At 66.4% G+C, this 26,773-nt stretch carries 26 protein-coding genes and 2 pseudogenes; 13 read left to right on the plus strand and 15 right to left on the minus strand.

Translation table 11 applies throughout. The annotated features are described in order from the left end of the window. Positions 1-78 precede the first annotated feature (78 nt). On the minus strand, positions 79-2,430 hold the full coding sequence (locus tag B1A87_RS15590; protein WP_260680887.1) for a S8 family serine peptidase: 2,352 nt from the start codon (positions 2,428-2,430) through the stop codon (positions 79-81). A 316-nt stretch (positions 2,431-2,746) separates the two neighbouring features. Here B1A87_RS15590 and B1A87_RS15595 point away from each other — a divergent pair, with 316 nt between their 5' ends. Genes B1A87_RS15595 through B1A87_RS15605 form a run of 3 tightly spaced genes read left to right on the plus strand, consistent with a single transcriptional unit; the run spans position 2,747 to position 4,687 of the window. Then, positions 2,747-3,346, plus strand: coding sequence for an SSI family serine proteinase inhibitor (locus B1A87_RS15595; protein ID WP_078026769.1), 600 nt, complete (start codon positions 2,747-2,749; stop codon positions 3,344-3,346). Between the two features lie 22 nt (positions 3,347-3,368). Beyond that, positions 3,369-4,322, plus strand: coding sequence for a 3-methyladenine DNA glycosylase (locus B1A87_RS15600; RefSeq protein WP_347033655.1), 954 nt, complete (start codon positions 3,369-3,371; stop codon positions 4,320-4,322). Beyond that, positions 4,319-4,687 carry a serine protease inhibitor gene (locus tag B1A87_RS15605; protein ID WP_078026771.1) on the plus strand — a complete coding sequence of 123 codons (369 nt, stop codon included), beginning with the start codon at positions 4,319-4,321 and terminating at the stop codon, positions 4,685-4,687. Before B1A87_RS15600 ends, B1A87_RS15605 begins: the two co-directional genes overlap by 4 nt. 146 nt (positions 4,688-4,833) lie before the next feature. On the opposite strand, the gene B1A87_RS15610 is transcribed toward B1A87_RS15605, so the two are convergent. Together B1A87_RS15610 and B1A87_RS15615 are read right to left on the minus strand one after the other, a co-directional pair. Further along, on the minus strand, positions 4,834-7,932 hold the full coding sequence (locus B1A87_RS15610; protein ID WP_078026799.1) for a S8 family serine peptidase: 3,099 nt from the start codon (positions 7,930-7,932) through the stop codon (positions 4,834-4,836). A gap of 316 nt (positions 7,933-8,248) precedes the next feature. Continuing rightward, complete coding sequence (locus tag B1A87_RS15615) at positions 8,249-8,434, minus strand: hypothetical protein (protein ID WP_078026772.1); 186 nt, start codon at positions 8,432-8,434, stop codon at positions 8,249-8,251. 238 nt (positions 8,435-8,672) lie between these two features. On the opposite strand from B1A87_RS15615, the gene purS reads away from it, so the two are divergent. The 3 genes and pseudogenes from purS to purL all read left to right on the plus strand — a co-directional run bounded on the left by purS (position 8,673) and on the right by purL (position 12,087). Further along, on the plus strand, positions 8,673-8,924 hold the full coding sequence (purS, locus tag B1A87_RS15620) for a phosphoribosylformylglycinamidine synthase subunit PurS (protein WP_056631212.1): 252 nt from the start codon (positions 8,673-8,675) through the stop codon (positions 8,922-8,924). A gap of 1 nt (position 8,925) precedes the next feature. After that, positions 8,926-9,757: pseudogene (gene purQ, locus B1A87_RS15625) on the plus strand (phosphoribosylformylglycinamidine synthase subunit PurQ). Beyond that, positions 9,754-12,087 carry a phosphoribosylformylglycinamidine synthase subunit PurL gene (gene purL / locus B1A87_RS15630; RefSeq protein WP_078026774.1) on the plus strand — a complete coding sequence of 778 codons (2,334 nt, stop codon included), beginning with the start codon at positions 9,754-9,756 and terminating at the stop codon, positions 12,085-12,087. The pseudogene purQ and the gene purL overlap by 4 nt, the downstream one beginning before the upstream one ends. Before the next feature lie 83 nt (positions 12,088-12,170). On the opposite strand, the gene B1A87_RS15635 is transcribed toward purL, so the two are convergent. Genes B1A87_RS15635 through B1A87_RS15650 form a run of 4 tightly spaced genes read right to left on the minus strand, consistent with a single transcriptional unit; the run spans position 12,171 to position 14,051 of the window. Further along, positions 12,171-12,464: a DUF503 domain-containing protein gene (locus B1A87_RS15635; protein ID WP_078026775.1), complete on the minus strand. Its 294-nt coding sequence runs from the start codon at positions 12,462-12,464 to the stop codon at positions 12,171-12,173. A gap of 20 nt (positions 12,465-12,484) precedes the next feature. After that, on the minus strand, positions 12,485-12,802 hold the full coding sequence (locus B1A87_RS15640) for a putative quinol monooxygenase (RefSeq protein WP_078026776.1): 318 nt from the start codon (positions 12,800-12,802) through the stop codon (positions 12,485-12,487). Next, on the minus strand, positions 12,799-13,488 hold the full coding sequence (locus B1A87_RS15645) for a hypothetical protein (RefSeq protein ID WP_260680888.1): 690 nt from the start codon (positions 13,486-13,488) through the stop codon (positions 12,799-12,801). Before B1A87_RS15645 ends, B1A87_RS15640 begins: the two co-directional genes overlap by 4 nt. 14 nt (positions 13,489-13,502) lie before the next feature. Further along, positions 13,503-14,051 (minus strand): DUF1990 family protein, encoded by a 549-nt coding sequence (locus B1A87_RS15650; RefSeq protein WP_078026777.1) that lies wholly within the window; start codon positions 14,049-14,051, stop codon positions 13,503-13,505. Here B1A87_RS15650 and B1A87_RS24105 point away from each other — a divergent pair. Then, entirely contained in the window at positions 14,030-14,161 is a 132-nt protein-coding gene (locus B1A87_RS24105; RefSeq protein ID WP_260680889.1) for a hypothetical protein, read from the plus strand. The genes B1A87_RS15650 and B1A87_RS24105 overlap by 22 nt on opposite strands. Here B1A87_RS24105 and B1A87_RS15655 read toward each other — a convergent pair. Continuing rightward, positions 14,148-14,571, minus strand: a pseudogene (locus B1A87_RS15655) (MmcQ/YjbR family DNA-binding protein). The gene B1A87_RS24105 and the pseudogene B1A87_RS15655 overlap by 14 nt on opposite strands. Positions 14,572-14,616: 45 nt before the next feature. Between B1A87_RS15655 and B1A87_RS15660 the strand changes: the two are divergent. Then, a complete protein-coding gene (locus B1A87_RS15660; RefSeq protein WP_078026778.1) occupies positions 14,617-15,642 on the plus strand; it encodes an isopenicillin N synthase family oxygenase in 1,026 nt (341 codons plus the stop codon). A gap of 20 nt (positions 15,643-15,662) precedes the next feature. Here the strand turns inward: B1A87_RS15660 and B1A87_RS15665 are convergent, their stop codons facing one another. Next, positions 15,663-16,088 (minus strand): CoA-binding protein, encoded by a 426-nt coding sequence (locus B1A87_RS15665; protein WP_078026779.1) that lies wholly within the window; start codon positions 16,086-16,088, stop codon positions 15,663-15,665. Positions 16,089-16,545: 457 nt separating this feature from the next. Between B1A87_RS15665 and acs the strand changes: the two genes are divergently transcribed. The 4 genes from acs to B1A87_RS15685 are packed head-to-tail and all read left to right on the plus strand — an operon-like array spanning position 16,546 to position 21,707. Next, a complete protein-coding gene (gene acs / locus B1A87_RS15670; protein ID WP_395940277.1) occupies positions 16,546-18,624 on the plus strand; it encodes an acetate--CoA ligase in 2,079 nt (692 codons plus the stop codon). Between the two features lie 10 nt (positions 18,625-18,634). Beyond that, positions 18,635-19,834, plus strand: coding sequence for a dimethylsulfone monooxygenase SfnG (sfnG, locus tag B1A87_RS15675; RefSeq protein WP_078026780.1), 1,200 nt, complete (start codon positions 18,635-18,637; stop codon positions 19,832-19,834). After that, entirely contained in the window at positions 19,834-21,216 is a 1,383-nt protein-coding gene (locus B1A87_RS15680) for an O-acetylhomoserine aminocarboxypropyltransferase/cysteine synthase family protein (protein ID WP_078026781.1), read from the plus strand. The genes sfnG and B1A87_RS15680 overlap by 1 nt, the downstream gene beginning before the upstream one ends. Beyond that, positions 21,213-21,707, plus strand: a complete 495-nt coding sequence (locus B1A87_RS15685; protein WP_078026782.1) for a CoA-binding protein — start codon at positions 21,213-21,215, stop codon at positions 21,705-21,707. The genes B1A87_RS15680 and B1A87_RS15685 overlap by 4 nt, the downstream gene beginning before the upstream one ends. Before the next feature lie 210 nt (positions 21,708-21,917). Here the strand turns inward: B1A87_RS15685 and B1A87_RS24110 are convergent, their stop codons facing one another. From B1A87_RS24110 to B1A87_RS15710, 6 genes are all read right to left on the minus strand, one after another. Continuing rightward, complete coding sequence (locus tag B1A87_RS24110) at positions 21,918-22,046, minus strand: hypothetical protein (RefSeq protein ID WP_260680891.1); 129 nt, start codon at positions 22,044-22,046, stop codon at positions 21,918-21,920. Continuing rightward, positions 22,037-22,684, minus strand: a complete 648-nt coding sequence (locus B1A87_RS15690) for a hypothetical protein (RefSeq protein WP_144275839.1) — start codon at positions 22,682-22,684, stop codon at positions 22,037-22,039. Before B1A87_RS15690 ends, B1A87_RS24110 begins: the two co-directional genes overlap by 10 nt. Continuing rightward, on the minus strand, positions 22,681-23,229 hold the full coding sequence (locus tag B1A87_RS15695; RefSeq protein WP_078026784.1) for an RNA polymerase sigma factor: 549 nt from the start codon (positions 23,227-23,229) through the stop codon (positions 22,681-22,683). Before B1A87_RS15695 ends, B1A87_RS15690 begins: the two co-directional genes overlap by 4 nt. A 193-nt stretch (positions 23,230-23,422) precedes the next feature. Beyond that, complete coding sequence (locus B1A87_RS15700; protein ID WP_144275840.1) at positions 23,423-23,866, minus strand: hypothetical protein; 444 nt, start codon at positions 23,864-23,866, stop codon at positions 23,423-23,425. 258 nt (positions 23,867-24,124) lie between these two features. Then, on the minus strand, positions 24,125-24,307 hold the full coding sequence (locus tag B1A87_RS15705; RefSeq protein ID WP_139362685.1) for a hypothetical protein: 183 nt from the start codon (positions 24,305-24,307) through the stop codon (positions 24,125-24,127). 132 nt (positions 24,308-24,439) lie between these two features. Continuing rightward, positions 24,440-25,729: an adenylosuccinate synthase gene (locus B1A87_RS15710; protein ID WP_078026801.1), complete on the minus strand. Its 1,290-nt coding sequence runs from the start codon at positions 25,727-25,729 to the stop codon at positions 24,440-24,442. Between the two features lie 399 nt (positions 25,730-26,128). Here B1A87_RS15710 and B1A87_RS15715 point away from each other — a divergent pair, with 399 nt between their 5' ends. Further along, a complete protein-coding gene (locus tag B1A87_RS15715) occupies positions 26,129-26,764 on the plus strand; it encodes a uracil-DNA glycosylase (protein WP_078026786.1) in 636 nt (211 codons plus the stop codon). Positions 26,765-26,773 lie beyond the last annotated feature (9 nt).

Below are 26,773 nucleotides of genomic sequence, written 5' to 3' on the forward strand. Positions count from 1 at the left end.
GGCAAACGCGCCACACGGACGACGCCGGCACTCACCACCTGTGGTGAGTGCCGGCGTCGTACGCTGTTGTCCTGACGGCTACGGCGCTACGGGCCGCACCGCCACCGGCGAGCGGACGCTGTTCTTGGACGAGGTCCAGGTCAGCGAGCCCATGGAGTAAGTGTCCAGCGCAGCTCCGGAAGTGGTGAAAGTGACGGTGAAAGTGGCGCTTTCACCCTCAGCCAGGGTCAGCTCGGCAGGGCTCACCGTTGCGGTGACGCCGGGGAGCGAGATAGCCGCCCGGTAGGTTCCCGCTGTCAGTGCCGTAACGCTGCGGGTGACGGTCTGGCTGCCGGCCAGCGAACCGAGCGCAATTGACGGCACATTGACATCCTTGGCGGCAATCGCCGCCACGCCCAACTGGAATCCCTGCCCTTGGAGGAAGCCCATCCAGTCGGCGATTCCCGCGTCATAGACGAGCCCTGGGGACGAGAATTTGGCGGGATCCACGTGACCTGCGCCCTGCGCGAAGACGTCGTGCACGGCTGCACCGTCAGCGTTGACCAGGTCATAGGCGGTGGTCATGATGGCGGACTTCACAGCCGCCGGCGACCACTGCGGGTGCTTTCCGAGCAGCAGGGCGCCGGAGCCGGCAATGTGGGGCGCGGCCATTGATGTGCCGGACAGGAACCCGAAGTCCTCGCCCTTGAAACCTATCGGCGAAACGGCCGCCAGGACTGCCACGCCGGGAGCAGTGACGTCGGGCTTCAGCAGGTCGCCGTCGGACGCCAGCGTTGGCCCGCGGGAGGAGAATTCCGCGATCTGCGGCACCGGCGGCAGTTTCGCGCCCGTGGTGTCAGTGGCCTTGAGGCTTGCCTTCAGCCCCGGATTCGCCGTGACCACATCCTTGATCTTGGGGTCGTCGATGTGGACGGTGGGAACACTGTGCAGGTCCGCGTCGAGGGATCCCGGGGTGAGGTTGACCAGCACCATGCCCACACCGCCGGCCCGCTTCACCTCGTCACTCTTGTCGACGCGCGGCACCACACCCCGGTCGCAGACCACGATCTTTCCGGCCGCCTTGGCCGGGTCCAGGGTGTTGGGAGCGCAGAGGGCCGCGTTCGCGTCCACGGCAGCGGCCGCCTTCACGGTTACTGCCAGGACGATGGGCTTCGAGTCCACCTCGGTGCTCATCACGCTGGCTCCGGCGAATTTCGCGCCGTTGGACAGCTCAGCGGTTCCACGCAGGGAGTTGTCGAACGTGGAGGCCGCAACGCTGGTCAGCCAGGGACCCGCGTGGTTCACCGTGCCCGCCCCCGGACCGGAGTTGCCTGCCGACGTCGCCACAAACACGCCGGCGGCCGCGGCGTTGAGGAAGGCCAGGGAAACGGCGTCAACCGTTGAATTGTTGTTGCCGGAGATGGAGTAGTTCAGTACGTCCACGCCGTCCAGGACCGCATCCTGGATGGCGTTGAGGATGTCGGATTCCAGGCAGCCCGTTGCCTCCGGGACTGCGCCTTCCCAGCAGACCTTATATACGGCGATCTTCGCCGCCGGGGCGACGCCCGAGCTCTTGCCGAAGTCCCGTCCGCCCGCCACCTGGGTGACGTCGCTGTTCCCGGCCGCGGTGCTGCCGGTGTGCGAACCGTGGCCGTTCACGTCCACCGGGGAAAACTTTTCAAGCGGCGACCGGAGCTCAGGGGGAACCGCGGCCTTGTAGGCCTGGTCGTAGAACCTGGCGCCAAGGACTTTGCTGTTGCACTCGGTGCCGTCAAAGCCGTCACCGCTGACGCAGTTCCCGACAAACGTTCCGCCGTTGGCCTTCTGCATGCCAATGACGTTGTCCTGGAGACGGAAGGGTTCGCCGACCTTGGGGCGGCCCGACAACGGTTTGACCTCGTCGCCGGCGAAGAAAGGGTTCTCCGGCGAGTAGCCGGTGTCCAGCATTCCCACAACCACACCCTTACCGGCATCGCGCTTGCCGCCGAAGTGCTCATTCCAGACGCCGTCGCCGCCGGGAAGGCCGAGGAAATCGCTGGTGGAGTAGTCGGGCTTGCGCAGGCTGTCGGGGACCACGGCCAGCACGTTACCGTCACCGGCCAGCCCCTTGACCTGCGCCGCCGAGAGTACGGCGCTGAAGGCGTTGACGGCCAGGGTGAAGCTCCTGTTGATGGTCACGCCCTTCGCGGCGGCCGCTTGCCTCTGCTTGGCCTTGAGGTGCGCGTCGTACTTACGCGAGTTGGGGCCGGAGGGATTCAGCTTCTTGCCCTTCGGGACCGCCGTGCCGGGAATGCCGGGCACACCGCCCGAATACGTCGCCAGCGGCTTGTCCTTGAGCATCACAATGTAGCGGCCGTCGAGCGATGAGCCGCCGGGGCTTGCGGCCGCCTGTGCGGATACCGGCCCTGGCGCGGCCGTCGTCGGCGCGGCCAAGCCCTGGCTGATGACCATTGCAAGACCAACGGCCAGTACTGCGGGTAGCCGTCTGCTGCCGGGGCGGGGGGTTTTTGGATGGGGGGTCATGGGGAGATGCCTTCCTTTGTTCTTGGACCTGTAGACCTTTGGTCCTGTGAACTGGACGCTCTGCCCCCCATGGGCGTCATCACTTTTTGGTTTTTACCGCGCACCCGTCAATGTCAGAAAGATACCGCGGACGCCGCGAAGAATCGATACCCTTCCGTTAGCAATCGGCCGATACCGTTACCGGCCCGTTCGGGCGGCCGGAAGCCGCCGACGGTAGAATGGGAAAAACTTGAGGAGACCCGGCATGCGCAAGCAACTGATTTCTGTGCTGCTCGCCCTCGGAGCGATGGGCGGGCTTGCCGCCTGCACCCCAGGCACCGGACCCGGTCAGCCTTCGGCGACGCCCACCAGCGAAGCCCCCGGCACCGGAACACAATCGCCGGGAGTCACGCCCGGCCCGGGAACGTCTTCCCCTGCGGGCAGCACGCCGCCCGACGCCGAGACCACCGTTCCCGCTCCGGCACCGCCTGCTGCGTCGCCGCTGCCGTCAGGGCCCGGCACCGGCGACGCCGAGCTCTCCATCACCGTGAAGGCGTCCAAAGACGGAACCGCCGTCAACTACACACTGGTGTGCAAGGGCGGCGTTCCCGTGGCCGAAAGCCAGCATCCCAAGGCCGCTGCGGCCTGCACGGCGCTGAAGAAGAATGCGGCCATCCTGAACCGCGCTGCGCCCAGCAAGGATGTCTCCTGCACCCAGCAGTACGCTGGCCCGCAGGTTGCCACCGTCACGGGAGTGGTCGACGGCACGCCTGTGGAGACAACGTTCTCCCTGCGCGACGGCTGCGAAATCGGCGCCTGGAACGCCGCCCAGGACGTCCTCGGTTCCTCCAGCGGGTCTGTCTAGGACTGTGGAGCACCTCAGGACATTGCCGGGCACGACTCCGGCCGCCCAGCCGCATGTGCTTCCTCCGGACGACTGGCGGGCGCGCGAGGCCGCCCATGCCGAGCGCGTGCGCCGCTACGCCGACCCCTACCTTGAACGCCGTTCGGCCGGCCGCAAGCACCCGGTGGAGGATTTCCTCTTCACCTACTACACGCAGAAGCCGGGCCAGCTCATGCGCTGGCATCCGGGTGACGGCGCCGTGCTCTCCGGCACGGACGCAGCGGCGCGGGCGGGCTGGAAGTACTACCGCACGCTCAGCACCGCCGAACTTGCCGCCGCCCGCCTGCCGGCCGGCAGCGTTGCCGTGACCCTGGACCGGGCCTCGTTCCTGGCCGAGCGCCGCGACGCCCTGGTCTTCGCCCAGATCATCCTGGCAGGCACCGCCGCCCGCCCGGCCCAGTTCGGGTGCTTCGGCCTGCATGAATGGGCCATGGTCTACCGGCAGGAGAAATTCGAGCTCCGCCACGAATACCTGAACCTGCGGCTGGGCGCCTCCGGCACCGACAAGGTGGTCGAGGACAACAGGATCCGCTGCTCGCACTTTGACGCGTTCCGTTTCTATTCGCCGGACGCCCAACCGCTGAACGAATTCTCGCCCAGCAGGGAGAACCAGCGGACCATGGAGCAGCCCGGCTGCCTGCACGCCAACATGGACCTGTACAAATGGGCCTACAAGCTCTCGCCGGCCCTGCCCAGCGAACTCATAATGGACTGCTTCGAGTTGTCCTGGCGCGTACGGGCCATGGACATGCAGGCCTCACCCTACGACCTCACGGACTGGGGCTACCCGCCGATCCGGATAGAGACGGCCGAGGGCAAGGCAGCCTACGTGGAGCACCAGCGGGCTTTCTCCGCGGAGGCCCAGGTGCTGCGGGCCCGCCTGTTGGCGGAGCTGGCGCCGATGTTCGATGCCCTGGCCGCGGAGGAGCGGCCGTGAGCCGCGCGGAACCGGCTCCCGACTTCGACCTGACGGTCACCCTGACCGAGTCCCCCGGCAGTCCTGCCCACGTCTTCACGCTGGTTTGCCGTTCCGGCCGCCTCTCCGAATCAACGCTGCCGGACCCCGCGGGGGCGATTGCCGCCGTCGAACGCTTCGGCGAGCGGATCTTCTTCCCCGAGCCTGGCCCGCCCAAACTCTGCACACAGCAGTATGGCGGTCCGCAGGTGGCAGTGGTGACCGGCCACTATGGCGGACGCACGGTGCAGTCGCGGTTCTCGCTGACGGACGGCTGCGAGATTGCGCGCTGGCGCGCACTGTCCCCGCTCCTGGGCGGAATTGCCGGGTCTGCAGGTGCCATCTGAGCCATCTTCCGCCGGTCAGGTGCCCGGCAGCGCCGGAGTAGCCGGCGTCTCAGCAGGACTCCCGCTTAACGGCAATGGCCGGCGGTGTTAACCGCCGGCCATCGCTGTCAGGACCCCAACAAAGGGAACCCGGATCCGGGACCTTCCTAGATGGAGTTATCCGGAGTCCGCGTCAGGTCGTCATTGACGACCTTCCCCGTTTCCTTCTTTTTCTTCGGATTTTCCGAAGCCGGCGGGACCCCTGCACTGCCTCCCGGTGTCACCACGACGCTGACGAACGTCGGTGCACTGGCACCGTCGAACGTCACCCGGCCAATGTAGGACCCCGGAGCCAGGGCCTTCCACGCCAGGGCGAGCTGGCCGGCCCTGCCGTTGTCAAGCCGCACGGGGTCCGGCGTCACTGTTGCGTTGCCCTCGTTTGCGCCAAGGACAGCCGCGTCCACGGATGCCTTGGTGGCCTGGCCTTTGGGGCTGTCGTAGAGGTTCACGAACATCCGGTACTTGCCCGGGGCCGGGTTGGGGATGGAGACCGATTCGCTGGCGGCAGCCGTCGCGACAACGACGGACTGGCCGCTGGGCGTGACGACCACCATGTCGAAGTCGGCGCTTTCATCCGCGGAGAACACGGACAGCTTGGCCAGAGGGACGTTCGCCGGGACCTCCACCGTCTTGACGAAGTTCGACGCATCGGCAGCGTACTTGAACGGCCCCGGAACCAGCTCAATGGCGGAGGAATCCGCCTTGGACAGTCCGTCCAGCGTCACGTTCGTGGGCGAGTTGGAACCCGAAACGATGCTGATGTTTCCGGCCCCGTTGCCTGCCGGAGCCGTGAACGCGACGTTCTTGGGCGCCACCACTGACTGAGGACGGACCGCGATCGGCGACGCCACGTTCTTGTTGGCCCCCTGCCAGGTGAGCGAACCCGTGGCGAACTGCCCCAACTTTGCGCTCTGGTTTTCGAAGGACACCTTGAACGTGCGCTTCTCGCCGGCCGCGCCGAACTGCAGGATGGACGGCGTGACCGTGACCTTCACTCCCGGCACGCTGGCCTTGGCGCGGTACACGCCGGGCGTCAGTGCGGTCACCGTGCGGGTGACCTCGATCTTGCCGGCAAGATTGCCGAGGGAGAAGGACGGGACGTTCATGTCGCGGGGCTTGGCGACGCCGAGGCCGGGCATGCCCAGATCGACGCCGGTGCCCTGGATGAACCTGAGGTAGTCATCGCCGTCGGCGTCGTAGACCAGTCCCGGATCCAGTACGCGGGCCGGATCAACCTGCCCGGCACCGGTGGCCAGCACATCGGTGTTCTTCTTGCCGTCGGCGAGCTTGACGTCGCCCGCGGTGGTCATCATGGCCGATTTGACGGCTGCCGGCGACCACGCCGGGTTCTTGCCCAGGATGAGGGCGCCGAAACCTGCCACGTGCGGCGAGGCCATGGACGTGCCAGACATGAATCCGAACTTGTCACCCCCGGCGCCGATCGGCGAGACACCGGCCAGCACGGCGACGCCGGGCGCTGCGACGTCGGGCTTCAGCAGATCCGAATCCGTGGCAATCAGCGGTCCGCGCGAAGAGAAGCCGGCGATCTGGGGCTGCGCCTCGGCGGGCAGTCCCGTGGTGTCCTTGTTGATGAGGGAGACGGTGATGGCCGGGTTTGCCGCCACCTTGGCCTTGATCGTCTCGGTGGCCGGCGGGTTGAGGTGGACCGTGGGGACGGAGTGCTTGTCGGCGTCCAGCGACGATGCGGTCACGTTCACCAGGATCATCCCGACGCCGCCGCCGCGCGCCACTTCGGCGCTCTTGGCCACGCGGTCGTACGTGCCGCGGTCACAGACCACCACTTTCCCGGCGATTTTCGCCGGGTCCAGCGAGCCCGGGCCGCACAGCCGCGGAGCGGGATCCTGCCCGGAAGCTGCATCGGCGGCAAGCACGACGCCGGCGCCCGCTACTTCGCGGTTCATGATGCTGGCCCCACGGAACTTGCTGCCGTCGGAGAACTCCACCGTGCCCTGCAGCTCCTGGGAGAAGCTGCTCGCTGCTACGGTGGTGACCCACGGTTCCCCGTGGTTGACCGTGCTGGCGTCGGGGCCGGAGTTTCCGGCCGAAGCGGCCACAAAGACTCCGGCGGAGGCGGCTGACAGGAACGCCAGGGATACCGGATCCGTGGTGGTGGACGTGGTTCCGGAGATGGAGTAGTTCAGGACGTCAACGCCGTCCAGCACGGCCTGGTTGATGGCATCAATGGATGCCGAGGTGTAGCAGCCGCCTGTGGCGGGGTCATTGTCTTCCCAGCAGATCTTGTAGATCGAGAGCTTGGCTGCCGGGGCAACGCCGCTCGTGGTTCCGAAGCTGCGGCCGTCCACGAACGACTCCACGTTGGCGTTGCCGGCGGCGGTGCTGGCGGTGTGGGTGCCGTGGCTGGCGACGTCAACCGGGGAAATGAGCTCTTCCGGCGCGCGGTCCTTCTTGGCCACCGTTGCCTCGAAGGCGTCGGAGAAGTAGCGTGCGCTGAGGACCTTGGAGTTGCAGGCGCTGCCGTCGAACCCTTCGCCTGCCTGGCAGTCACCCTCGAAGGTGCTGCCGTCCGACTTCAGCATGGCGATCTTGCCGTCGCCGGTGCGGTACGGGACGCCGACCTGCGGTTCGCCGGTGAGGGGCTTGACGTCGCTGCCTGCGAAGAACTCGCTGGAGGGCGTGTACCCGGAGTCGATGACGCCCACCACGACGCCCTTGCCCGCGCCGTTCTGGCCGCCGAACTTGGTGTTCCAGGTGCCTTTGGCCCCGCTGAGCTTCAGGAAATCGGTGGTGGAGTAGTCCGGTGCCCGCTGGGTGTCCGGAGCGACTGCGAGGACGCCGGGGTTCTTGGCGAGGTTCACGGCCTGGTCCGCCGTCAGCGTTGCGCTAAAGCCGTTCAAGGCCGCGGTGTAGCGGTGCCGGATCTGCACGTTCTCCTGTTGGGCCACCGCCGTCTGCTTCGCCTCAAGATGGGTCTGGTACCGCTTCACTTCGGCCCGGTCGGCGTCGAGTTTCCGCCCGGAGCGCGGCTTAGTGGCCTGCAGCCCCGGTGTGCCGCCGTCGTACGTGGCGGCGGGCTTTTCGGTCAGGACCACAATGTAGCGGCCCGCCTGGTAGTCGTTCGGATTGATGTTCTTTTGCTGGGCTGCCGGCGGCGTGCCCTGGATCGGGGCTGCGGTGGCCGGCAAGGCTGCTAGCGATGAAAGGAGCAAAGGCAAACCGACACACAGTGCGGCTGCTTTCCGGGCCCCCCGGCTTCGGAAGAAGCTTTTTCCTGCTGATTTCACGAGTGATTTGAACCTTTCATAAGGAACGGCCCCGGCTACGCTGCCGGGCGCAACGGTGTCGTGTCACGTTGGTTGGCAGGTCTTGTCAGGCCATGCGAACGGCAGCCGATCCCACAGTACCTACTGATAGGTAGTTATGACATAGGACACAAACACAATTTTGGGGTTGTCACTCGAAAACGGTCCGTTAAAAGCAACCGGCGGGCGCCCGCGAGGGGCACCCGCCGGTGCGGCATGCGGTAGCGCCCTGGTGGATCGGCTACTGCCGGGGCGTGCGGACCACGTCACTGATCCACTGGCGCGTCTTTTCGTCCACCGGGCCTGCGACCCGGTGCTGTTTGGCAGCGCGGTCAGCCTTGATCTTTTGGAGGACCATTTTCCCCAGCCCCGCGAAGACAGCGGCAGCAACCATCGGCAACAGTACGGATTTCGGTTTCTCACCCATTCCGCAATCCTACTGACGGCGGGGACGGCGGGCCAGAGCCGCCGTCGCCCTTCATGCGCGCCGGCGCCGGCAGCCCCGAATACGGAGTGCGCCGCCGGGGCCGGTAGAATAGGCAAGCAAGCTCGCGGAGCGCTCGTCCATGTCGTGCCATTTGTACCACCCAGGCCACAGCGGAATGGCGTGAGACGGCACCACTCCGCTGCGCCCTTACCCAATGCTCACGCACAGGAGTTACCGGATGCCCCGGATCGTTGTCGACGTCATGCCCAAGCCCGAGATTCTGGACCCGCAGGGGAAGGCCATCGTGGGTGCACTCCCCCGCCTGGGCTTCACCAGCTTTAGCTCTGTCCGCCAGGGCAAGCGTTTCGAACTGACCGTCGACGGTGAGGTGACCGACGCAATCCTGGCCCAGGCCCGCGAAGCCGCGGAGACCCTGCTGTCCAACCCCGTGATCGAGGACGTCGTCAACGTCGAGGTCGTCGAGGCCTGAAATGACTGAACTTCCCCTGATCGGCGAAGCAATCGCCGTCGCCGCCGAGCCGCGGCTGGCCGGCGCCCGAATCGGCGTCGTCACCTTCCCGGGAACGCTGGACGACCTGTCTCTTATACACATCTAGATGTGTATAAGAGACAAGCCGCCCGCGCTTAATCGTAGCGACTGTCTCTTATACACATCTAGATGTGTATAAGAGACAGGTGCCGCTGTGGCACGCGGACAACGCACTCGGTGAGGTGGACGCCGTCGTCATTCCCGGCGGTTTCTCCTACGGCGACTATCTCCGGGCCGGCGCCATCGCGCGCTTTGCGCCGCTGATGTCCAAGATCATCGACGCCGCCAACTCCGATGCCAAGCTGCCCGTGCTGGGCATCTGCAACGGTTTCCAGATCCTCACCGAGTCGCACCTGCTGCCCGGTTCGATGATCAAGAACGACCACCTGAAGTTCATGTGCCGCGACCAGGTGCTGCGGGTTGAAAACAACAGCACCGACTGGACTCTCGATTACGAGGCAGGCCAGGAGATCACGGTGCCGCTGAAGAACCAGGACGGCCAGTACATCGCCGACGAGAAAACCCTCGACGCCCTCGAGGCCGAAGGCCGCGTCGTGTTCCGCTACGTGGGCTTCAACCCGAACGGCTCCCGCCGCGACATCGCCGGCATCTCCAACGCCGCCGGCAACGTGGTGGGCCTCATGCCCCACCCGGAGCACGCGGTGGAGGTGGGCTACGGTCCCGAGTCCCTCGATGGAATCGGCGGATCGGACACCGACGGCCTCGCCTTCTTCACCTCTGTCCTGAACAAGATCGTGGGAGCAAACAAATGACGGAGACACCCTCAGTGGCAGCGCCCGTGGAGACCGCCCGGAAGTTCAACATCGACACCGTCGAGAACGCCGCCAAAACCCCTGACACCGAACTGCCCTGGGCCGAGCTGGGCCTGAAGCAGAACGAGTTCGAAGAGGTCGTCAAGGTCCTGGGCCGCCGCCCGACCGGCGCCGAGCTCGCCATGTACTCCGTGATGTGGAGCGAGCACTGCTCCTACAAGTCCTCCAAGAACCACCTGCGCCAGTTCGGCGAGAAGGTGACCGAGGAAATGAAGAAGGACATGCTGGTGGGCATCGGCGAAAACGCCGGCGTCACCAACCTGGGCGACGGCTGGGCCGTCACGTTCAAGATCGAGTCCCACAACTCGCCGTCGTTCGTGGAGCCCTACCAGGGCGCCGCAACCGGCATCGGCGGCATCGTCCGCGACATCATCTCCATGGGCGCCCGCCCGGTGGCCGTGATGGACCCGCTGCGCTTCGGCGCCATCGACCACCCGGACACGGCCCGTGTCATGCACGGCGCCGTTGCGGGCATCGGCGGCTACGGCAACTCGCTCGGCCTGCCCAACATCGGCGGCGAGATGGTCTTCGATTCCGTGTACCAGGGCAACCCGCTGGTCAACGCGCTGGCTGTCGGCGTCATGCGCCACGAGGACATCCGCCTCGCCAACGCTTCCGGCAAGGGCAACAAGGTGGTGCTGTTCGGTGCCCGCACCGGCGGCGACGGCATCGGCGGCGCCTCCGTGCTGGCCTCCGAGTCCTTCGACGACACCAAGCCGTCCAAGCGCCCCGCCGTTCAGGTGGGCGACCCCTTCGCCGAGAAGGTCCTGATCGAGTGCTGCCTGGAGCTGTTCAAGGGCTCACTGGTTGAAGGGATCCAGGACCTGGGCGCCGCGGGCATCTCCTGCGCCACGTCCGAGCTCGCCTCCAACGGCGACGGCGGCATGGAGGTCGAACTGACCTCGGTCCTGCTCCGCGACCCCACCCTGACCCCGGGCGAAATCCTGATGTCAGAGTCGCAGGAACGCATGATGGCCGTGGTCACCCCCGAGAACATCGCAGCGTTTGAAGCGGTCATGGACAAGTGGGCCGTGGAGTACTCCTGGCTGGGCGAGGTGACCGACACCGGCCGCCTGATCATTACGTGGGAAGGCGAAGTCATTGTCGACGTCGACCCGCGCACCGTTGCACACGACGGCCCGGTCTACGACCGCCCGTACGCCCGCCCCGAATGGCAGGACTCCGTCCAGGCCGACTCCTTCACCGGATCGGTCCAGGATGCCGGCCGCCCCGCCGCCCCGGCGGAACTGGCCGCTGCCGTCACCGAGCTCGTGGCTTCGCCGAACATGTGCAGCAAGGACTGGATCACCAACCAGTACGACCGCTACGTCGGCGGCAACACGGCCATGGCGTTCCCGGACGATGCCGGCGTGGTCCGGGTAGATCAGGAAACCGGGCTGGGCGTGGCCCTTGCCACCGATGCCAACGGCCGCTACACCTACCTCGATCCATATCAGGGCGCGCAGCTCGCGCTGGCCGAGGCGTACCGCAACGTTGCCACCTCCGGCGCCGTGCCGATGGCCGTCAGCGACTGCCTGAACTTCGGTTCCCCCGAGGACCCGGACGTCATGTGGCAGCTTGCTGAGGCCATCCGCGGCCTGTCGGACGCCTGCATGGAACTGGGCATCCCGGTCACCGGCGGCAACGTCTCGCTGTACAACCAGACCGGCACCACCCCGATCCACCCCTCCCCTGTGGTGGCTGTGCTGGGCAAGCTCGACGACGTCGCCCGCCGCACGCCGTCGGGCTGGCGCGAAGACGGCCAGGCCATCTACCTGCTGGGCACCACTGCAGCGGAACTGGACGGCTCGGAATGGTCCAACATGCGCGGACACCTGGGCGGTTTGCCGCCCAAGGTTGACCTCGCCGCCGAACGTGCACTGGGTGAAATTTTGATCAACGCGTCCCGCGACGGCATGGTGGACTCCGCGCACGACCTCTCCGAAGGCGGCCTCGCGGCAGCCCTCGTGGAATCCTCGCTGCGCTACGGCGTGGGTGCCCGGATCGCGCTCCAGGATGTCCTGGACCGCGACGGCGTTGACCTGTTCACGGCGCTGTTCTCCGAGTCCCAGGGCCGCGCCATCGTGGGCGTCCCGCGCTCCGAGGAAGTCCGCTTCACGGACATGTGCACCGCCCGGGGCTTTGCGCACCTTCGCATCGGCGTGGTGGACGCAGCCAGCGGCCAGCTGGAGATCAACGGTGTGGATCCGCTTCCGCTTGATGCACTCCGCGAAGCCCACGAGGCCACGCTGCCGAAGTACTTCGGCTAAGGGTTCCCTGCTTGAACCAACGCGGGGTCACTTACCGCCCATAAATCCCTCGGATTGGGCGCTAAGTGACCCCGCGTTGCTCGTTAGTCCTCGCTGTGGAGTTCGCGCTGCCGCGCGCTGAGCAGCTCGATCTCCGGCCGGGCAGCCACGAAGCGCTCGACGGCGGTGAGCACCTCCACAAGGTGCGCCCGGTCGGCGGCGACCAGTCCGGCCCCCACCCGGGCGCGCCGGTACTGCTCATGGTCCCCGACTTCTGCAACGGAGACGTCGAAGCGGCGCTTGACCTCCGCCAGCAGCGGCCTGATGAAGGAGCGCTTCTTCTTAAGGCTCTGGACGTCCCCGAGAAGGATGTCGAACTCAATCCATCCGATCCACATGGCTTAATCGTAGCGACGGGTCAGATGGTGAGTTCGCCCATCCGGTCCCAGCCCTCGCCGTCGAGCTGGCGGCTGATGATGTGCGGTGTCTCCGCGAGTGCCTGCGGCATGTCGGCCATGGCCTTCTTGAAGTGGGCACTGTTGACGTGGTCCCCCGCGGCGTCGTCCTTGAACGCTTCCACCAGCACAAACTCGTGGGGATCGTCCACGCTGCGGGACCAGTCGAACCAGAGGTTGCCGGGCTCATGCCGGGTGGCCTCGGTGAAGTCAGCCACGAGGTCGAGCCACTTCTCGGACCAGTCGGGCTTGACCTTGAATTTAACGACAATAAAGATCACGGGAGATTGCCTTCCAATCGTGGATTGCTGGGGTCAGCTTTTGCACCCAAAGGGACAATTCTTTCACCGGCCAGGGCCTGCTCGCATTCCTCGATCGCCGCACGGGCGTATTGCTGCTGGGCCGGCGTTCCTGCCCGCTCCGCCCATTGTTCGGCCAGCTGGAACTCCACCAGGGCTTCGGTAAGCCGGCCTGAGTCATGGAGCGTCCAGCCCAGGTTGTTGTGCAGCGCCACCATCCAGCGCCTGGCGAAGGCGTCGTGGGCGGTGGACGCGTACTCCAGGGCGCTCCGGGTCCAGGTTTCCGCATGCGCGGAGTCCGCAATGGCCAGCATGTGCAGCGCGTCCACGGCGAGGAACTCCTCGCCGAGATGGTCACCGAGTTCGGCCGCCTGCTCGAACAGCGGCACCGCCATCGCGGCGTGGCCGCTCGAATTCAGGACCCGTCCGCGCTCCAGCAGGATCCGGACGCCGATCGTCGGCTCGTCCTCCCCGTCAATTGAATCCAGCAGCGCGTCCGCCTCTTCGAAGCGGCCCTGCAGTCCGATCGCACGCCCCAGCTGGGTGGCGAGCTCGGCCCTTTCGTCGGCGTCGTATTTCTGGTCGGATATCGCGTCCCGGAAATGCTGCTCGGACAGCTCCGGATCCTCGAAATTCCATAAACGGTCAAGGGTCTTTTGGTCCAGCATGTACCTTCTCCTGATCAGCTTTCACCTGCGGTGAGTTGGCGTGCACCTTCAATGTATCGGGAAGTGATGAGGCTCTGCGCCCGCCTGGCAAAGGCGCCGCCCGCCGTGTAGAACCAGTTGGAGTGCCGGCTGAAGGCCGTGATCTTGAGGAACACGCTGCCGCTCGCATCGATCTGGACCTCGAACGCCTCCTCGCCCCGCTCGGGATGACCCGGCAGCGTGCCGTAGGCGAAGCCCGCCGACTGCGGCCCGTCGCCCGGCAGCGGCCGGTGGACCCACACAACCTCGCACGGGGCGTTGATGCGGAAAGGACCGATGCCGAAGCCGCTCACCACGCGCGCGCCCGGGACCACGACGGCGGACTCCGTGCGGACCCGCAGCCCGGACCGCCGCTGCAGCTCCCAGGCCAGCACTCCGCGCACCACCCTGCGGTAGACGGCGAGGCCTTCGCCGAGGTAGTTCTGCGACACCAGGCACGGGAATCCCTCCGGGGGCTGGCCGTACTCGGTGGAACCGATGCCGGGGTAGTTGAGCTCGCCGCGTGCCAGGCGCTTTTCAGTCAACGCCGAGGTCCCGTGCTGCCCGCATCGACGGATGCGGAGCCGGGGCCGGAGCCGCCGTCTGCGGCGGGGGCTCCAGCGCCTGTCTCTTATACACATCTAGATGTGTATAAGAGACACGCGGGCGCCGGCCAAACGCGCCCAGCCAAGCTGCTCCTGTCTCTTATACACATCTAGATGTGTATAAGAGACAGTAGGAATCCTCCACCATGTCGCGGATCATGTCGTCCGGCAATGATCCGTCGAGCCGCACGCCGTTCCAGTGCGTTTTATTCATGTGCCAGGCGCCGGTAATTTCGGGGTGTGCCGCGCGAAGCTGCTCCGCCAACGCCGGCTCGCATTTGAGGCTCACGGACCAGTCGTCCGGATCCATTGCGGAGGCCGCGAACATCTTGGCCGCATGCCGCGCGCCTCCGGCCACGGCGGCCCGTACCTTGAAGACGGACGTCTCCGGGCCGAAGGGGAAGTCCTCGAAGGCCCCCGGAAAGCTGAGGCAGATCTCCCTGAGTTCGGCTGTGTCCATGCAGCGAGCCTACAAAGCCTTCCACGCCGGTGCTAGTCTGCGACTATGTCACAGGATCAGGAGACGATACCTGTTCTGGACCTGGGCGCCGCGCGTCAGGCCGACGGACAGTTCAGTCCGCGCTTCATTGGACAGCTCCGCGATGCCGCGCACCGGGTCGGCTTCTTCCAACTTATCGGCTACGGGGCCGCGCCCGGCCAGGCAGAAGACCTCCTGGCAACCATCAGGCGTTTCTTTGATCTGCCCCTCGAGGAGCGGATGAAGCTGGACAACCGGCTCTCCCCGCATTTCCGCGGCTACACCCGGATGGGCACGGAGGTCACGCAGGGAAGGGCGGATGCCCGGGAGCAGATCGACTACTCCCCCGACCGTGAACCCGTACTGGATTATCCCCTCGACCAGCCATACTGGCTCCTCCAGGGCCACAACATGTGGCCGGATTCGTTGCCGGAGCTGGAGCAGGCCGCGATGGCCTGGGCCGGGCTCATGTCCACGGTGGGCGGCGAACTGATGCGGGCCATCGCTGTCTCCCTCCAACTGCCGGAGGACTACTTTGACGAACCCTTCCGGGACGCACCCGCCTGGATGGGCAAGCTTGTCCACTACGTCGGCGGAGTTGTCGAAGCGGCCGGCGACCAGGGCGTGGGCTCGCACGCCGATTACGGTTTCGTGACCCTGCTCCTTCAGGACACAGTAGGCGGCCTGGAGGTGCTCCCGCCGGGGGCCCGCGAGTGGACCTCCGTGGAACCGCTTCCCGGCGCTCTGGTGGTGAACCTTGGCGAGATGCTGGAGGTGGCAACCGGGGGCTATCTCGTAGCGACCATCCACCGGGTGCAGGCCCCGCCACCTGGCGTGGACCGCTACTCCGTGCCGTTTTTCTGGTCACCGCGGCTGGATGCGGTGATCGATCCGGTGCCCCTCCCGGAGGAGCTGAAGGCGCAGGCCCGGGGGATCACCGATGACCCATCCAACCCGATGCTCGCTTCCTTTGGCCTCAACATGCTCAAGGGCAGGATGCGCGCCCATCCGGATGTGACCGAACGCCACTACCCGCAGTTCCTCAAGCCCTGAGTAAAAACCGACGGGCCGGCTCAGAGGCCGACGTGCCAGCCTTCGCGGGCGGGGCACGAGTTCACCACGACGTCCAGACCCGCTGCCTTCGCGCGCTCCACCGCGGCGTCGTCGAAGACTCCCAGCTGGAGCCAGACCGCTTTGGCGCCCACCGCGATGGCCTGGTCAATCACGGAGCCCACCTTCTGCGAATTAACAAAGCAGTCCACGACGTCGATGGGGTGCTTCTCCGCCGGGATCTCGGCCAGGGAACGGTATCCCTTCTCGCCGTGGACGTCGTCGCCGGGGAGGTTCACCGGGATGATCTCCATGCCCATGCGGTCCCGGACATACAGGGCGACGTCGTAGGCAGAGCGCCACTCGTTGGTGCTGAGGCCGACGATTGCCCACGTCCCCTTGGTTCGCATGAGGCGTTCAATGACTGCTCGATCGTTAACGTGGGCCATGGATCAAGCCTACTCCTGCGGCCATTGGACATGATTGCCGAAGAAATGAACGAAGTTGAAGCGGCCTGTGCAGCCGTGAACGAATATTACGCAGGAATAAGGCTGGAATTATGTGTAATGGTTCGCCTCGGTTTTAGTGGATAGTGACCATCCCGAGCGGCCGAGAGACCTGGATCGATGAAGCCGCAGCAACCCCGGTGACGTGAGACGACCATTCCCACGGAACTGTTTCTCCTTTTGAGGGGCAACACGAGGGTGCTACTGCCAGGACCGATGGAGTACCGCAATGACACCTGAGATTTCTTCTGCCCTGCCCTCGCTTGCCCGGATTTCCACCTTGGAAAATCAGGCAGCAGAACACCCACAAACCACTTCGAACGCGACGGCGATCGAAGCAGGGCTGCGTGACGCGCCCGGCTCCCCTCGCGGCTCTTCGGGATGGTCCTCGACCGAGCCCATGGACGGCGCAGTGCACGGCGCTTCCTCGGACGGGCCGGCGCGTCACAGCAGCACCAACCCCAGCGCGTCCTCCCCGGAGGACGCGCCCCTGGAAGACGTGTCCCTGGAAGACACGTCGTTGGAAGACACTGTCGCCTTCTGGGAGACACAGGCACTCCGGCTCGCCTGGGAAACCGCACCGGAGAACGCCGGCGCGAACGGCGGCAAACCCTGGCACACTGCCCACCGGCGGGTGCCGGCGGACCTTGAGGCCGGCACCGGCCCGGACATCACCTGGTTCGAGGGCGGCAAACTCAACGTTGCCTACAATTGCGTGGACCGCCATGTTGCGGCCGGCCGCGGCGAGAAAGTGGCCCTGCACTTCGAAGGTGAGCCCGGTGACCGCCGCGCCATCACCTACGCCGAACTGCAGCGGGAAGTGTCCAAGGCCGCCAACGCCCTCCTGGATCTGGGCATCACCAAGGGCGACCGCGTGGTCATCTATCTTCCGGTCATCCCCGAAACCGTGATCATCACCCTTGCCGTGGCCCGCATCGGCGCCATCCATTCACTCGTCTTCGGCGGGTTCTCGGCCGAAGCCCTCAAGTTCCGGGTGGAGGACACCCGGGCCAAGCTCCTGGTCACCACGGACGGCCAGTTCCGCCGCGGCGTCGCGGTTCCCGTTAAGGACAACGCCGACGCCGCCGTCTCCGGCGACAACGAGATCCAGCACGTCCTGGTGGTCAACCGAACCACTGCGTCGGAGCAGCTGGCGACCGTCCCGATCACCCCAGGCCGAGACGTGTGGTGGCATGACGCCGTCGGGCAGGCCTCCGACGTCCACGAACCCGAGGCGTTCGACGCCGAAACTCCCCTGTTCATCATGTACACCTCCGGGACCACCGGGAAGCCGAAAGGCCTGGTGCACACCTCCGGCGGCTACCTGACGCAGGCCTCCTGGAGCTTCGAACACCTGTTCAGCAACCCGGACCCAGCGCTCCGCGACCGGGACGTGCACTGGTGCACCGCTGACCTCGCCTGGGTCACCGCCCACACCTACGAGATCTACGGGCCGCTCTCCAACGGCGCCACCCAGGTGATCTTCGAAGGTACGCCCAACACGCCGCACCCGGGCCGGCATTTCGAGATCATCGAGCGCTACGGCGTCACGCAGTACTACACAGCGCCCACCCTGGTCCGCTCGCTCATGGGCTGGTTCCCCGACGGCGTCCCCGACACCTACGACCTCTCCTCCATCCGGATGCTCGGCACCGTGGGCGAAGCCGTCAACCCGGAAGCCTGGCGGTGGCTACGGCAGAACGTCGGCGCCGGCACCGCACCCGTGGTGGACACGTGGTGGCAGTCCGAGACCGGCGCCACCATCCTCTCCCCCGCCCCGACGGACACCGAGTTCAAGCCAGGCTGCGCGGCCCGCCCGCTGCCCGGCGTCAGCACCCGGATCGTGGACGACGCCGGCAAAACGGTTCCGCCGGGCGTGCAGGGCTTCATTGTGGTGGACAGACCCGGGCCTGCCATCGCGCGCACCGTCTGGGGCAACCCGCAGCGCTACTTCGATTCGTACTGGCGCAAGTACGCGGAGCAGGGCTGGTTCCTGGCCGGCGACGGCGCCAAGTACGACGCCGACGGCGACATCTGGATCCTCGGGCGGGTGGATGACACCCTCAACGTCTCCGGGCACCTGCTCTCCACCATCGAGATCGAGTCGGCCCTCGTCTCCCACCCCTCAGTGGTGGAGGCCGGCGTCTGTCCGGTGGCGGACCCCAAGACCGGCCACGCGATCGTGGCGTTTGTTGTGCTGAAGGGAGGGGTTACCTGCGAGGTGGCCTCCGAGCTCCGCAACCACGTCGCGACGGCGATCGGGCCGATCGCGAAGCCGCGGGACGTCGTCGTCGTCCCCGATGTGCCAAAGACCCGCAGCGGCAAGATCATGCGCCGGCTGCTCACCCAGCTTTTCGAGGGAACCGCCCTCGGCGACACCACGTCGCTCCAGAACGAACCGGCGATCGCCGGAATCCAGGACGCGCTGCGCGACTATGCCGCAGCCGTCCCGGCCTCTCCCCCCAACGGACAGAAGTAAAGGAATAACCATGAACGACATCAGCAACGTTGCCCGTCTTTCCGAGCCGCTCAAGTTCGCCTACTGGGTCCCCAATGTTTCCGGCGGCCTGGTGGTCTCCACCATCGAACAGCGCACCGGCTGGGACTTCGACTACAACAAGAAGCTGGCCCGGATCGCCGAGGACTCCGGCTTCGAATACGCCCTGACGCAGACCCGCTACGCCGCCTCCTACGGTGCCGACAAGCAGCACGAGGCCACGTCCTTCAGCCTCGCCCTCCTGGCGGCCACCGAGCGCCTCAAGGTCATCTCCGCCGTCCACCCCGGCATGTGGCACCCCGGCGTGCTGGCCAAGTACATCATCACCGCGGACCACATCTCCAACGGCCGGGCCGCCGTCAACATCGTCTCCGGCTGGCTCAAGAACGAGTTCACCAGCTTCGGCCTCGAATGGCTGGAGCACGACGAACGCTACGTCCGCACGGAGGAGTTCATCAGGGTCCTGCGGGGCCTCTGGACCGAGCAGGAATACAGCCAGTCCGGCAAGTACTACAACATCACGGACTTCACGCTGAACCCGGCGCCCGTGGACGTTCCCGGCCGCGCGCACCCGGAGATCTTCTTCGGCGGCAACTCCACCGCGGCCCAGGCCACCGCCGGCCGCGTGGCTGACTGGTACTTCTCCAACGGCAAGGACCTGGAGGGCTTCAAGGAGAACATCGCAGGCGTGGTGGCAGCGTCCGGCGAGTCACAGCGCGGCACTGAGGGACGGCTTGCCGCACCCCGTTTCGGCCTCAATGGCTTCGTGATCGCGCGCGACTCCGCAAAAGAGGCCCGCGACACCCTCCGCGAGATCGTGGAGAAGGCGCACAAGCCCGCAGTCCAGGGCTTCCGCGACGCCGTGCAGGAAGCCGGGGCGTCCACGAAGGACGGCAAGGGCATGTGGGCCGACTCGAGCTTCGAGGACCTGGTGCAGTACAACGACGGCTTCAAGACGCAGCTCATCGGCACGCCGGAACAGATCGCGGAGCGGATCGTGGAGTTCAAGAAGATCGGCGTGAACCTGTTCCTCACCGGCTACCTGCACTTCCAGGAGGAAGTCGCCGCGTTCGGCCAGGACATCCTGCCGATCGTCCGTGAACTCGAGGCGGACCTGGCCCGCAAGAACGGCACGGAGCTGGACCTGTCCGGGACGCCGGTTGCCGCAGCCGCTGAGTCGGTGGCTGTCTGATGGCCGACCGCAAGTTCGGTTTCCGCACCCGCGCCCTGCACGCCGGCGGCACCCCCGACGCCGAGCACGGCGCCCGCGCGGTGCCCATCTACCAGACCACGTCTTTCGTGTTCAAGGACACCCAGGACGCCGCCAACCTCTTCGCCCTGCAGAAGTACGGCAACATCTACTCGCGCATCGGCAACCCCACCGTGGCGGCGTTCGAGGAACGCATCGCCTCGCTTGAGGGCGGCATCGGCGCGGTCGCAACGTCGTCGGGCATGGCCGCGGAATTCATCACCTTCGCCGCGCTCACCCAGGCCGGCGACCACATCGTGGCTGCCTCCCAGCTCTACGGCGGAACCGTCACCCAACTGGATGTCACCCTGCGCCGCTTCGGCGTCGACACCACGTTCGTTCCCGGCACCGACCCCGCCGACTACGCGGCCGCCGTCCGGGAGAACACCAAGGCGATCTTCGTCGAGGTGGTGGCCAACCCGTCGTCGGAGGTCCAGGACCTTGAGGGCCTGGCGAAGGTGGCGCACGACGCCGGCATCCCCCTGGTCGTGGACGCCACCTTGAGCACGCCGTACCTCGTGCGGCCGATCGAACACGGCGCGGACATCGTGATCCATTCCGCCACCAAGTTCCTGGGCGGACACGGCACAACGCTGGGCGGCGTGATCGTGGAGAGCGGCCGGTTCAACTGGGGCAACGGCAAGTTCCCCACCATGACCGAGCCGGTGGCCTCCTACGGCAACGTCTCCTGGTGGGGCAACTTCGGCGAGTACGGCTTCCTCACCAAGCTGCGCTGCGAGCAGTTGCGCGACATCGGGCCGGCCCTTTCGCCGCTGTCTGCCTTCCAGCTGCTGCAGGGGGTGGAAACCCTCCCGCAGCGCCTGGACGAGCACCTGAAGAACGCCAAGGCCGTCGCTGAGTGGCTCGAGGCGGATGAGCGCGTGGCCTACGTGAATTTCTCCGGGCTGCCGTCCCACCCGCACTTTGAGCGGGCGCAGAAGTATTTGCCGCTGGGTCCCGGCTCGGTGTTCTCCTTCGGGGTGAAGGGCGGCCGTGCGGCGGGACAGAAGTTCATCGAGTCCCTGCAGCTCGCCTCGCACCTGGCCAACGTAGGCGACTCCCGGACCCTGGTGATCCACCCCGGCTCCACCACGCACCAGCAGCTCAGTCCCGTGCAGCTCGAGTCTGCAGGTGTCCCGGAGGACCTGGTCCGCATCTCGGTGGGCCTCGAGGACATCGACGACATCCTGTGGGACCTGGACCAGGCCCTGGACGCGGCGTCGGCACCGGTGGTCGAGACTGCAGAGACCCTGGTTTCGGCAGGCTCGCCCAGCGGCGAGGCAACCACCGAAGCCGACACCTGCACGATTGGAGCACGGGCATGAGCACGACGGACCGCACCTGGGAAGGCCCCACAGCTCCGGAGCGCCTGAACCTGCTCCGGCAGGCGAAGTCCATTGCGATCGTGGGCGCCTCCGACAAGCCGTCCCGGGCCAGCTACTTTGTGGCCACGTACCTGCAGTCGTCCACGCGCTACAAGGTGTACTTCGTGAACCCGGTGGTGAAGGAAATCCTGGGCCAGCCGACGTACGCCTCGCTGGCGGACCTGCCGGAGAGCCCGGACATCGTGGACGTCTTCCGCAAGCACGACGACCTGCCGGGCGTCCTGGGCGAAGCCATCGCTGCCGGCGCCAGGACGCTGTGGCTGCAGCTGGGTTCGTGGCATGAGGACGTGGCGAAGGAAGCGGAAGCCGCCGGTCTCGACGTCGTCATGGACCGCTGCGTCAAGATCGAGCATGCACGCTTCCACGGCGGCCTTCACCTGGCCGGCTTCGACACCGGCGTGATCTCCTCGAAGCGGCAGGTGCTGGCGTAGCCGTACCGCTCACGCGGGCCCTCGGCGGATGGCGGGCCTCAACGGCAGCTGAAACCGCCGGAGGCAAGAAAGGAAGTGCCGGGCTGGAACCTGATGGGGGACACATTCCAGCCCGGCCTTTCACCTACGTAATCGTCGGGACCGGCCCGGAGGTTACGCCACTTCGAAAAAACGTTGAAACTTTTTCCTGCCCCGTTTCCCGAGCCGGAATCAGGGGTTCAGGGCTTCCCTGGCACGGGGCCCGGGACGCTCCCCGGAAGAGTTGGGAGCAGCGGAAGCAGGCTGTGCAGGGGCCTCGAACCGGCGCCGGGCTGTGCCGGACCTGTCTCTTATACACATCTAGATGTGCCGGACCGGGCGCCGCGGGCAGTTGCCGGCACGGGCGTCGGCCGCAGCGGCGCCACCGGAGTTTGGGCCTGTTTTCCACCGGGAGCAGACGCCGCATTGCCGGGCGTCGGCCTGGCAGACGCCGGCCTCGCAGATGCAGCCGCTTGAGGACGGGCAGACTTTACCGCCGCGGCTGATCCTGACGGTGTTGCCGAGGGAGACGGCGTCACGGCCGCTGATGGCGCCCCGGGCGGGACCGATGCGTCAGGAGCCGAAGCCGGCGCATCCGTGGTCGCCGCGGGGGCTTGGCTGGCCGGCTCGAGGATCTTCACCACGGCATGGCTGACGCTGAGGCGGAAGTCCTCGCCGGAGGCAGCAACGGCGCCGGCGCCAAGGCCCATGGCCCCGACCACAGCGGCGCCGACTACGACGCCCATCCGGCGTTTCCGGTTGCGGCGGCGGACGTCCAGGAGCGTAACGCCGGGGGTCAGCAGGGCCTGGAGGTCCGCGCGCGGTTCAGGGGGGCCGTCCAGGGCGAACGCGCGCAAATCTTCCAGCGACCTGCGTAGGTCCGTGTCCTCTTCGAACCCGGAATCCTGGAGGATCGCCTGGATATCCCCTTCTTCCCGGCCTGTGGGCGAGACACTCATGATGGTGTGTAGTCCTTTTCCTTAACGAGTTCGCGCAGGGCTATTAGTCCGCGGCGCTGGAGCTGCTTGATCGCGCCCGGGGTCTTGTTCATGATGCCGGCCACCTGTTCGACGGAGAGGTCCGCGACGATCCGCAGTACCAGGACTTCACGCTGCTCGTCGTTGAGCATGGCCAGGGTGGAGGACATACCGCCCAGCGAGCCGAGGACCTCGTCTTCGGCGGAGCTGGAATACCGTTCGTCAGCCAGGGGATCGTATTCGGTCAGCTGGGGTGCTCTGGCGTACCGGCGCCGGTGGTCGACGAGCCGGGCATGGGCCACCGAGAAAATGAAGGTCCGCAGGCCCGAGTGACCGCCTTTGACGCCAACGAGTTTGGGCAGGACATCAACGAAGACGTCCTGTGTGAGGGCTTCGGCGTCGTCAACGCCGCGGGCCCGGAAATAACCGAGCACGGCAGGGGAAATAATGCTGTAGACGGCGCTGAAACCTGAAGGATCGCCAGCCAACGCGGCTGCCAATTCGTCATCGGTCAGCTGAACTGCCAAGGAGCTGTCCTTCCCTTACGGCGAGTGTGCGGCGGTAGTAAGCCTAGCCGCCGCACACCTTGTGGCCCTATTCGGGAAAGTCCGTGCCTACTTGCCGAGCTTGGGCAGGTCTGCAGACGGAACAGCCGGCGCAGCCGGGGTTGCCGGTACAGCCGGGACGGCCGGGGTTGCCGGCACAGCCGGGACGCGCGCGCTACCCGGAACGGCGGGAACTGCCGGCGTGGCCGGCACAGCCCTGTCTCTGGGTGGCCGGAACGCCGGCGACACCCGGAACCGCAGGCGTGGCGGGGACTGCCGGAACAGCGGGCGTGGCGGGAACAGCCGGAACACCGGCGGCCGCGTCAACCTTGGCGGCGGCGGAGCCGTGCTCGGCCGAGACCTTGGCCTTGCCGGAAACCTCGGCGCCCTTGACCGCAGGGGCCTTGACCGCAGGGGTCTTGACGGAGGGGGAAGCCGGAACGGCGGGCACAGCCGGGAGCTCGGGGGTAGCGGGGACGGCGGGCGTAGCTGGGGTCACCTCTGCATGCTGTGAGCCGGAGACCTGGGCCGCGTGGGCCAGTCCGATGCCCGAGAATCCTCCGACAGCGATGATGGCGGCTCCGACAGCAATCCTGGTGGTCTTGCTAACACTCTTCATAAGAAAAAAACATCCTTTGGTTGGTTGAAGGCCGGGCTGGAGGCTGATGGGGACAACCACCGGCCCGGCGCTTACACAGAGGTAATCGAACCGCCGGGGCCTGAGGTTACGCGTCCGCCGGAATTCCTTTTCGGCGGAAGTCCCCTTAGGACGGGGTGGCGTGCCGCGGCGGAGGCCCCGCTCACAGGGAGTCAAGGTCACGTCAGGGGCCCGCGGCGGCTAGGGTCGCCCACGGCAACTAGGGGTGCCCGTGGAAGGTCAGAACAGGCGCAGCTGCCCGCCGGGAACGCCGTCAACGCCGGCCTCGGGCAGCATCTGGACCAGTGCGTGCACGCTGCGCACATCACCCAGGTCCATCAGCAGTTCGTCGATGCGCGTCTGGCCGTCCAGCACCGGAACCACAGTCAGGCATTCACTGTCATCGATGCTGAGATTTCCCACCTGAGTGAGCTTAGGGCAGAGCGCCGACAGCCGGGGACCGACACTCCGCCCGTTGCCGGCAACGACCGCGGCGGGCCGCCTCCGAGAGGTGACCCGCCGCCGTCGGAACCGCCGAGGATGTGGCCGGGAGCGTCAGTCGTTGATCAGATCGTTGACAACGATGGTCTGGTCCCGGTCCGGGCCCACGCCGATCGCCGAGAACCGCGTGCCGGAGAGCTTCTCGAGGGCCAGGACGTAGTTGCGGGCGTTCTCGGGCAGATCGGCCAGCGTGCGGGCTCCGGTGATGTCCTCGGTCCAGCCCTCGAAGTACTCGAAGATGGGCTTGGCGTGGTGGAACTCGGTCTGGGTCATGGGCATTTCGTCGTGCCGGACGCCGTCGACGTCGTACGCGACGCACACCGGGATCTGCTCGATGCCCGTGAGGACGTCCAGCTTGGTGACGAAGTAGTCCGTGAAGCCGTTGACGCGGGAAGCGTGGCGGGCCAGGACGGCGTCGTACCAGCCGCAGCGACGCGGCCGGCCGGTGTTGACGCCGAACTCACCGCCGGTCTTCTGCAGGTAGATGCCCATCTCATCGAAGAGTTCGGTGGGGAACGGGCCGGCGCCCACACGCGTGGTGTAGGCCTTGATGATGCCGATGGAGCGCGAGATGCGGGTGGGGCCGATGCCGGAGCCCACGGAGGCGCCGCCGGCGGTCGGGTTGGAGGACGTCACGAACGGGTACGTGCCGTGGTCCACGTCCAGGAACGTGGCCTGGCCGCCCTCCATGAGCACCACCTTGCCCTCATCCAGGGCGGTGTTCAGCACCAGCGTGCTGTCGATGACCAGCGGGCGCAGCCGTTCCGCGAAGGAGAGGAAATAGTCGACGATCTCGTCCACAAGGATGCCGCGGCGGTTGTAGACCTTGACCAGGAGCTCGTTCTTCTGGCGCAGCGAGCCTTCCACCTTCTGGCGCAGGATGGATTCGTCAAAGACGTCCTGCACTCGGATGCCGAGGCGGGCCACCTTGTCCATGTACGCGGGGCCGATGCCGCGGCCGGTGGTGCCGATGGCACGGCTGCCAAGGAAACGCTCCGTGACCTTGTCCAGCACCTGGTGGTAGGGCGCCACGAGGTGGGCGTTCGCGGAGATGCGCAGCTTGGAGGTGTCCGCGCCGCGGGCTTCCAGGCCGTCGATCTCCTGGAACAGGGCCTCAAGGTTCACCACACAGCCGTTGCCGATGATCGGAACTGCGTTCGGGCTCAGGATGCCGGCAGGAAGGAGCTTAAGCTCATACTTCTCACCGCCCACGACGACGGTGTGTCCGGCGTTGTTGCCGCCGTTCGGCTTCACGACGTAGTCGACGCGGCCGCCGAGCAGGTCAGTGGCCTTACCTTTGCCTTCGTCGCCCCATTGGGCTCCGACGATCACGATTGCTGGCATGGGATCCTCCCCCATTCGTTCGGGCCGACTTCCGTTACATTCACCGGGGAGTTGCACCCCGGTGGCTGGCCGGAAGGCAGCGCCGTTCATGAGAATGCCCCGAATGTCAGCGACCTCACTCTCGGCATCGGCCGATGGGCAAAGACGCAAGAGTTCCGGGGCTCTTACCACCCAAGTTTAGCCGATGGCCAGCGGATGTCTTGCTTTGGCCGTCCGCTGCGGCGCCTGTTTCGCCGGGAGGCAAGCGGTGCAGTGAGCGGTACATTTTGCGGGGCTTGCTAAACTGATAAGGATCGACCAGGAATCGATCCACACCACATTTTCAAACCGACCCGGACTTGGCGCGCCCGTTTCCGGTACGGCAGCGTGACCGATCCCCGCAGGAGACACAGCACTTACATGACAGCCTTGGCTACTGAATCTTTCCGTGAACAACTCCTGAGCCGCCGTTACGAACCCAATGTCGCCGCTGTTAATGAATTGTGCGACGCCCTGCAGGGCACCAAGCCGGGCACCCAGGTTCCTTATGTCGACCCCATGCACGACGTCGACGAATGCCGCATCATCAGCCTCTACTCCAACATCGGCACCGCCTCCCCGTCGGGCTTCATCACCCCGGGCGACGACGACGCCGCCACCCGCATGCTCGGTGTGCAGTGGAAGCTCGGCCTCCGGCCGGAGTTCATCATGCCCTGGAACGTGCACCCGTGGCACACCGCCGGCGAACCGAACGGCAAGTTCACCCCTGACCAGATCTCCGCCGGCCTGAAGCCGCTGCTGAAGTTCCTGGCCCTGGTGCCGCGTGCCTCGGTGATCGTCGCCCACGGCACGGAGGCCAACCGGCTCGCGGGCCTGCTGCTTAAGACCGAGGTCCCGCTACTTTGGCGCCGCGGCCTGAAGACCTACAAGGTCCGCTCCCTCAGCGGCCGCGCCTTCGCGGGAACGCCCGCGCGGCAGCAGCAGTACCTCGATGAAATGCACGTGGTATACGCCGACGCGATGGCCCGCACGGGCCTGGCCAAGGCCGCCAGCTAGGTTTCTGAA

This window comes from Arthrobacter sp. KBS0703 (genome assembly GCF_002008315.2).
Lineage (GTDB): Bacteria > Actinomycetota > Actinomycetes > Actinomycetales > Micrococcaceae > Arthrobacter.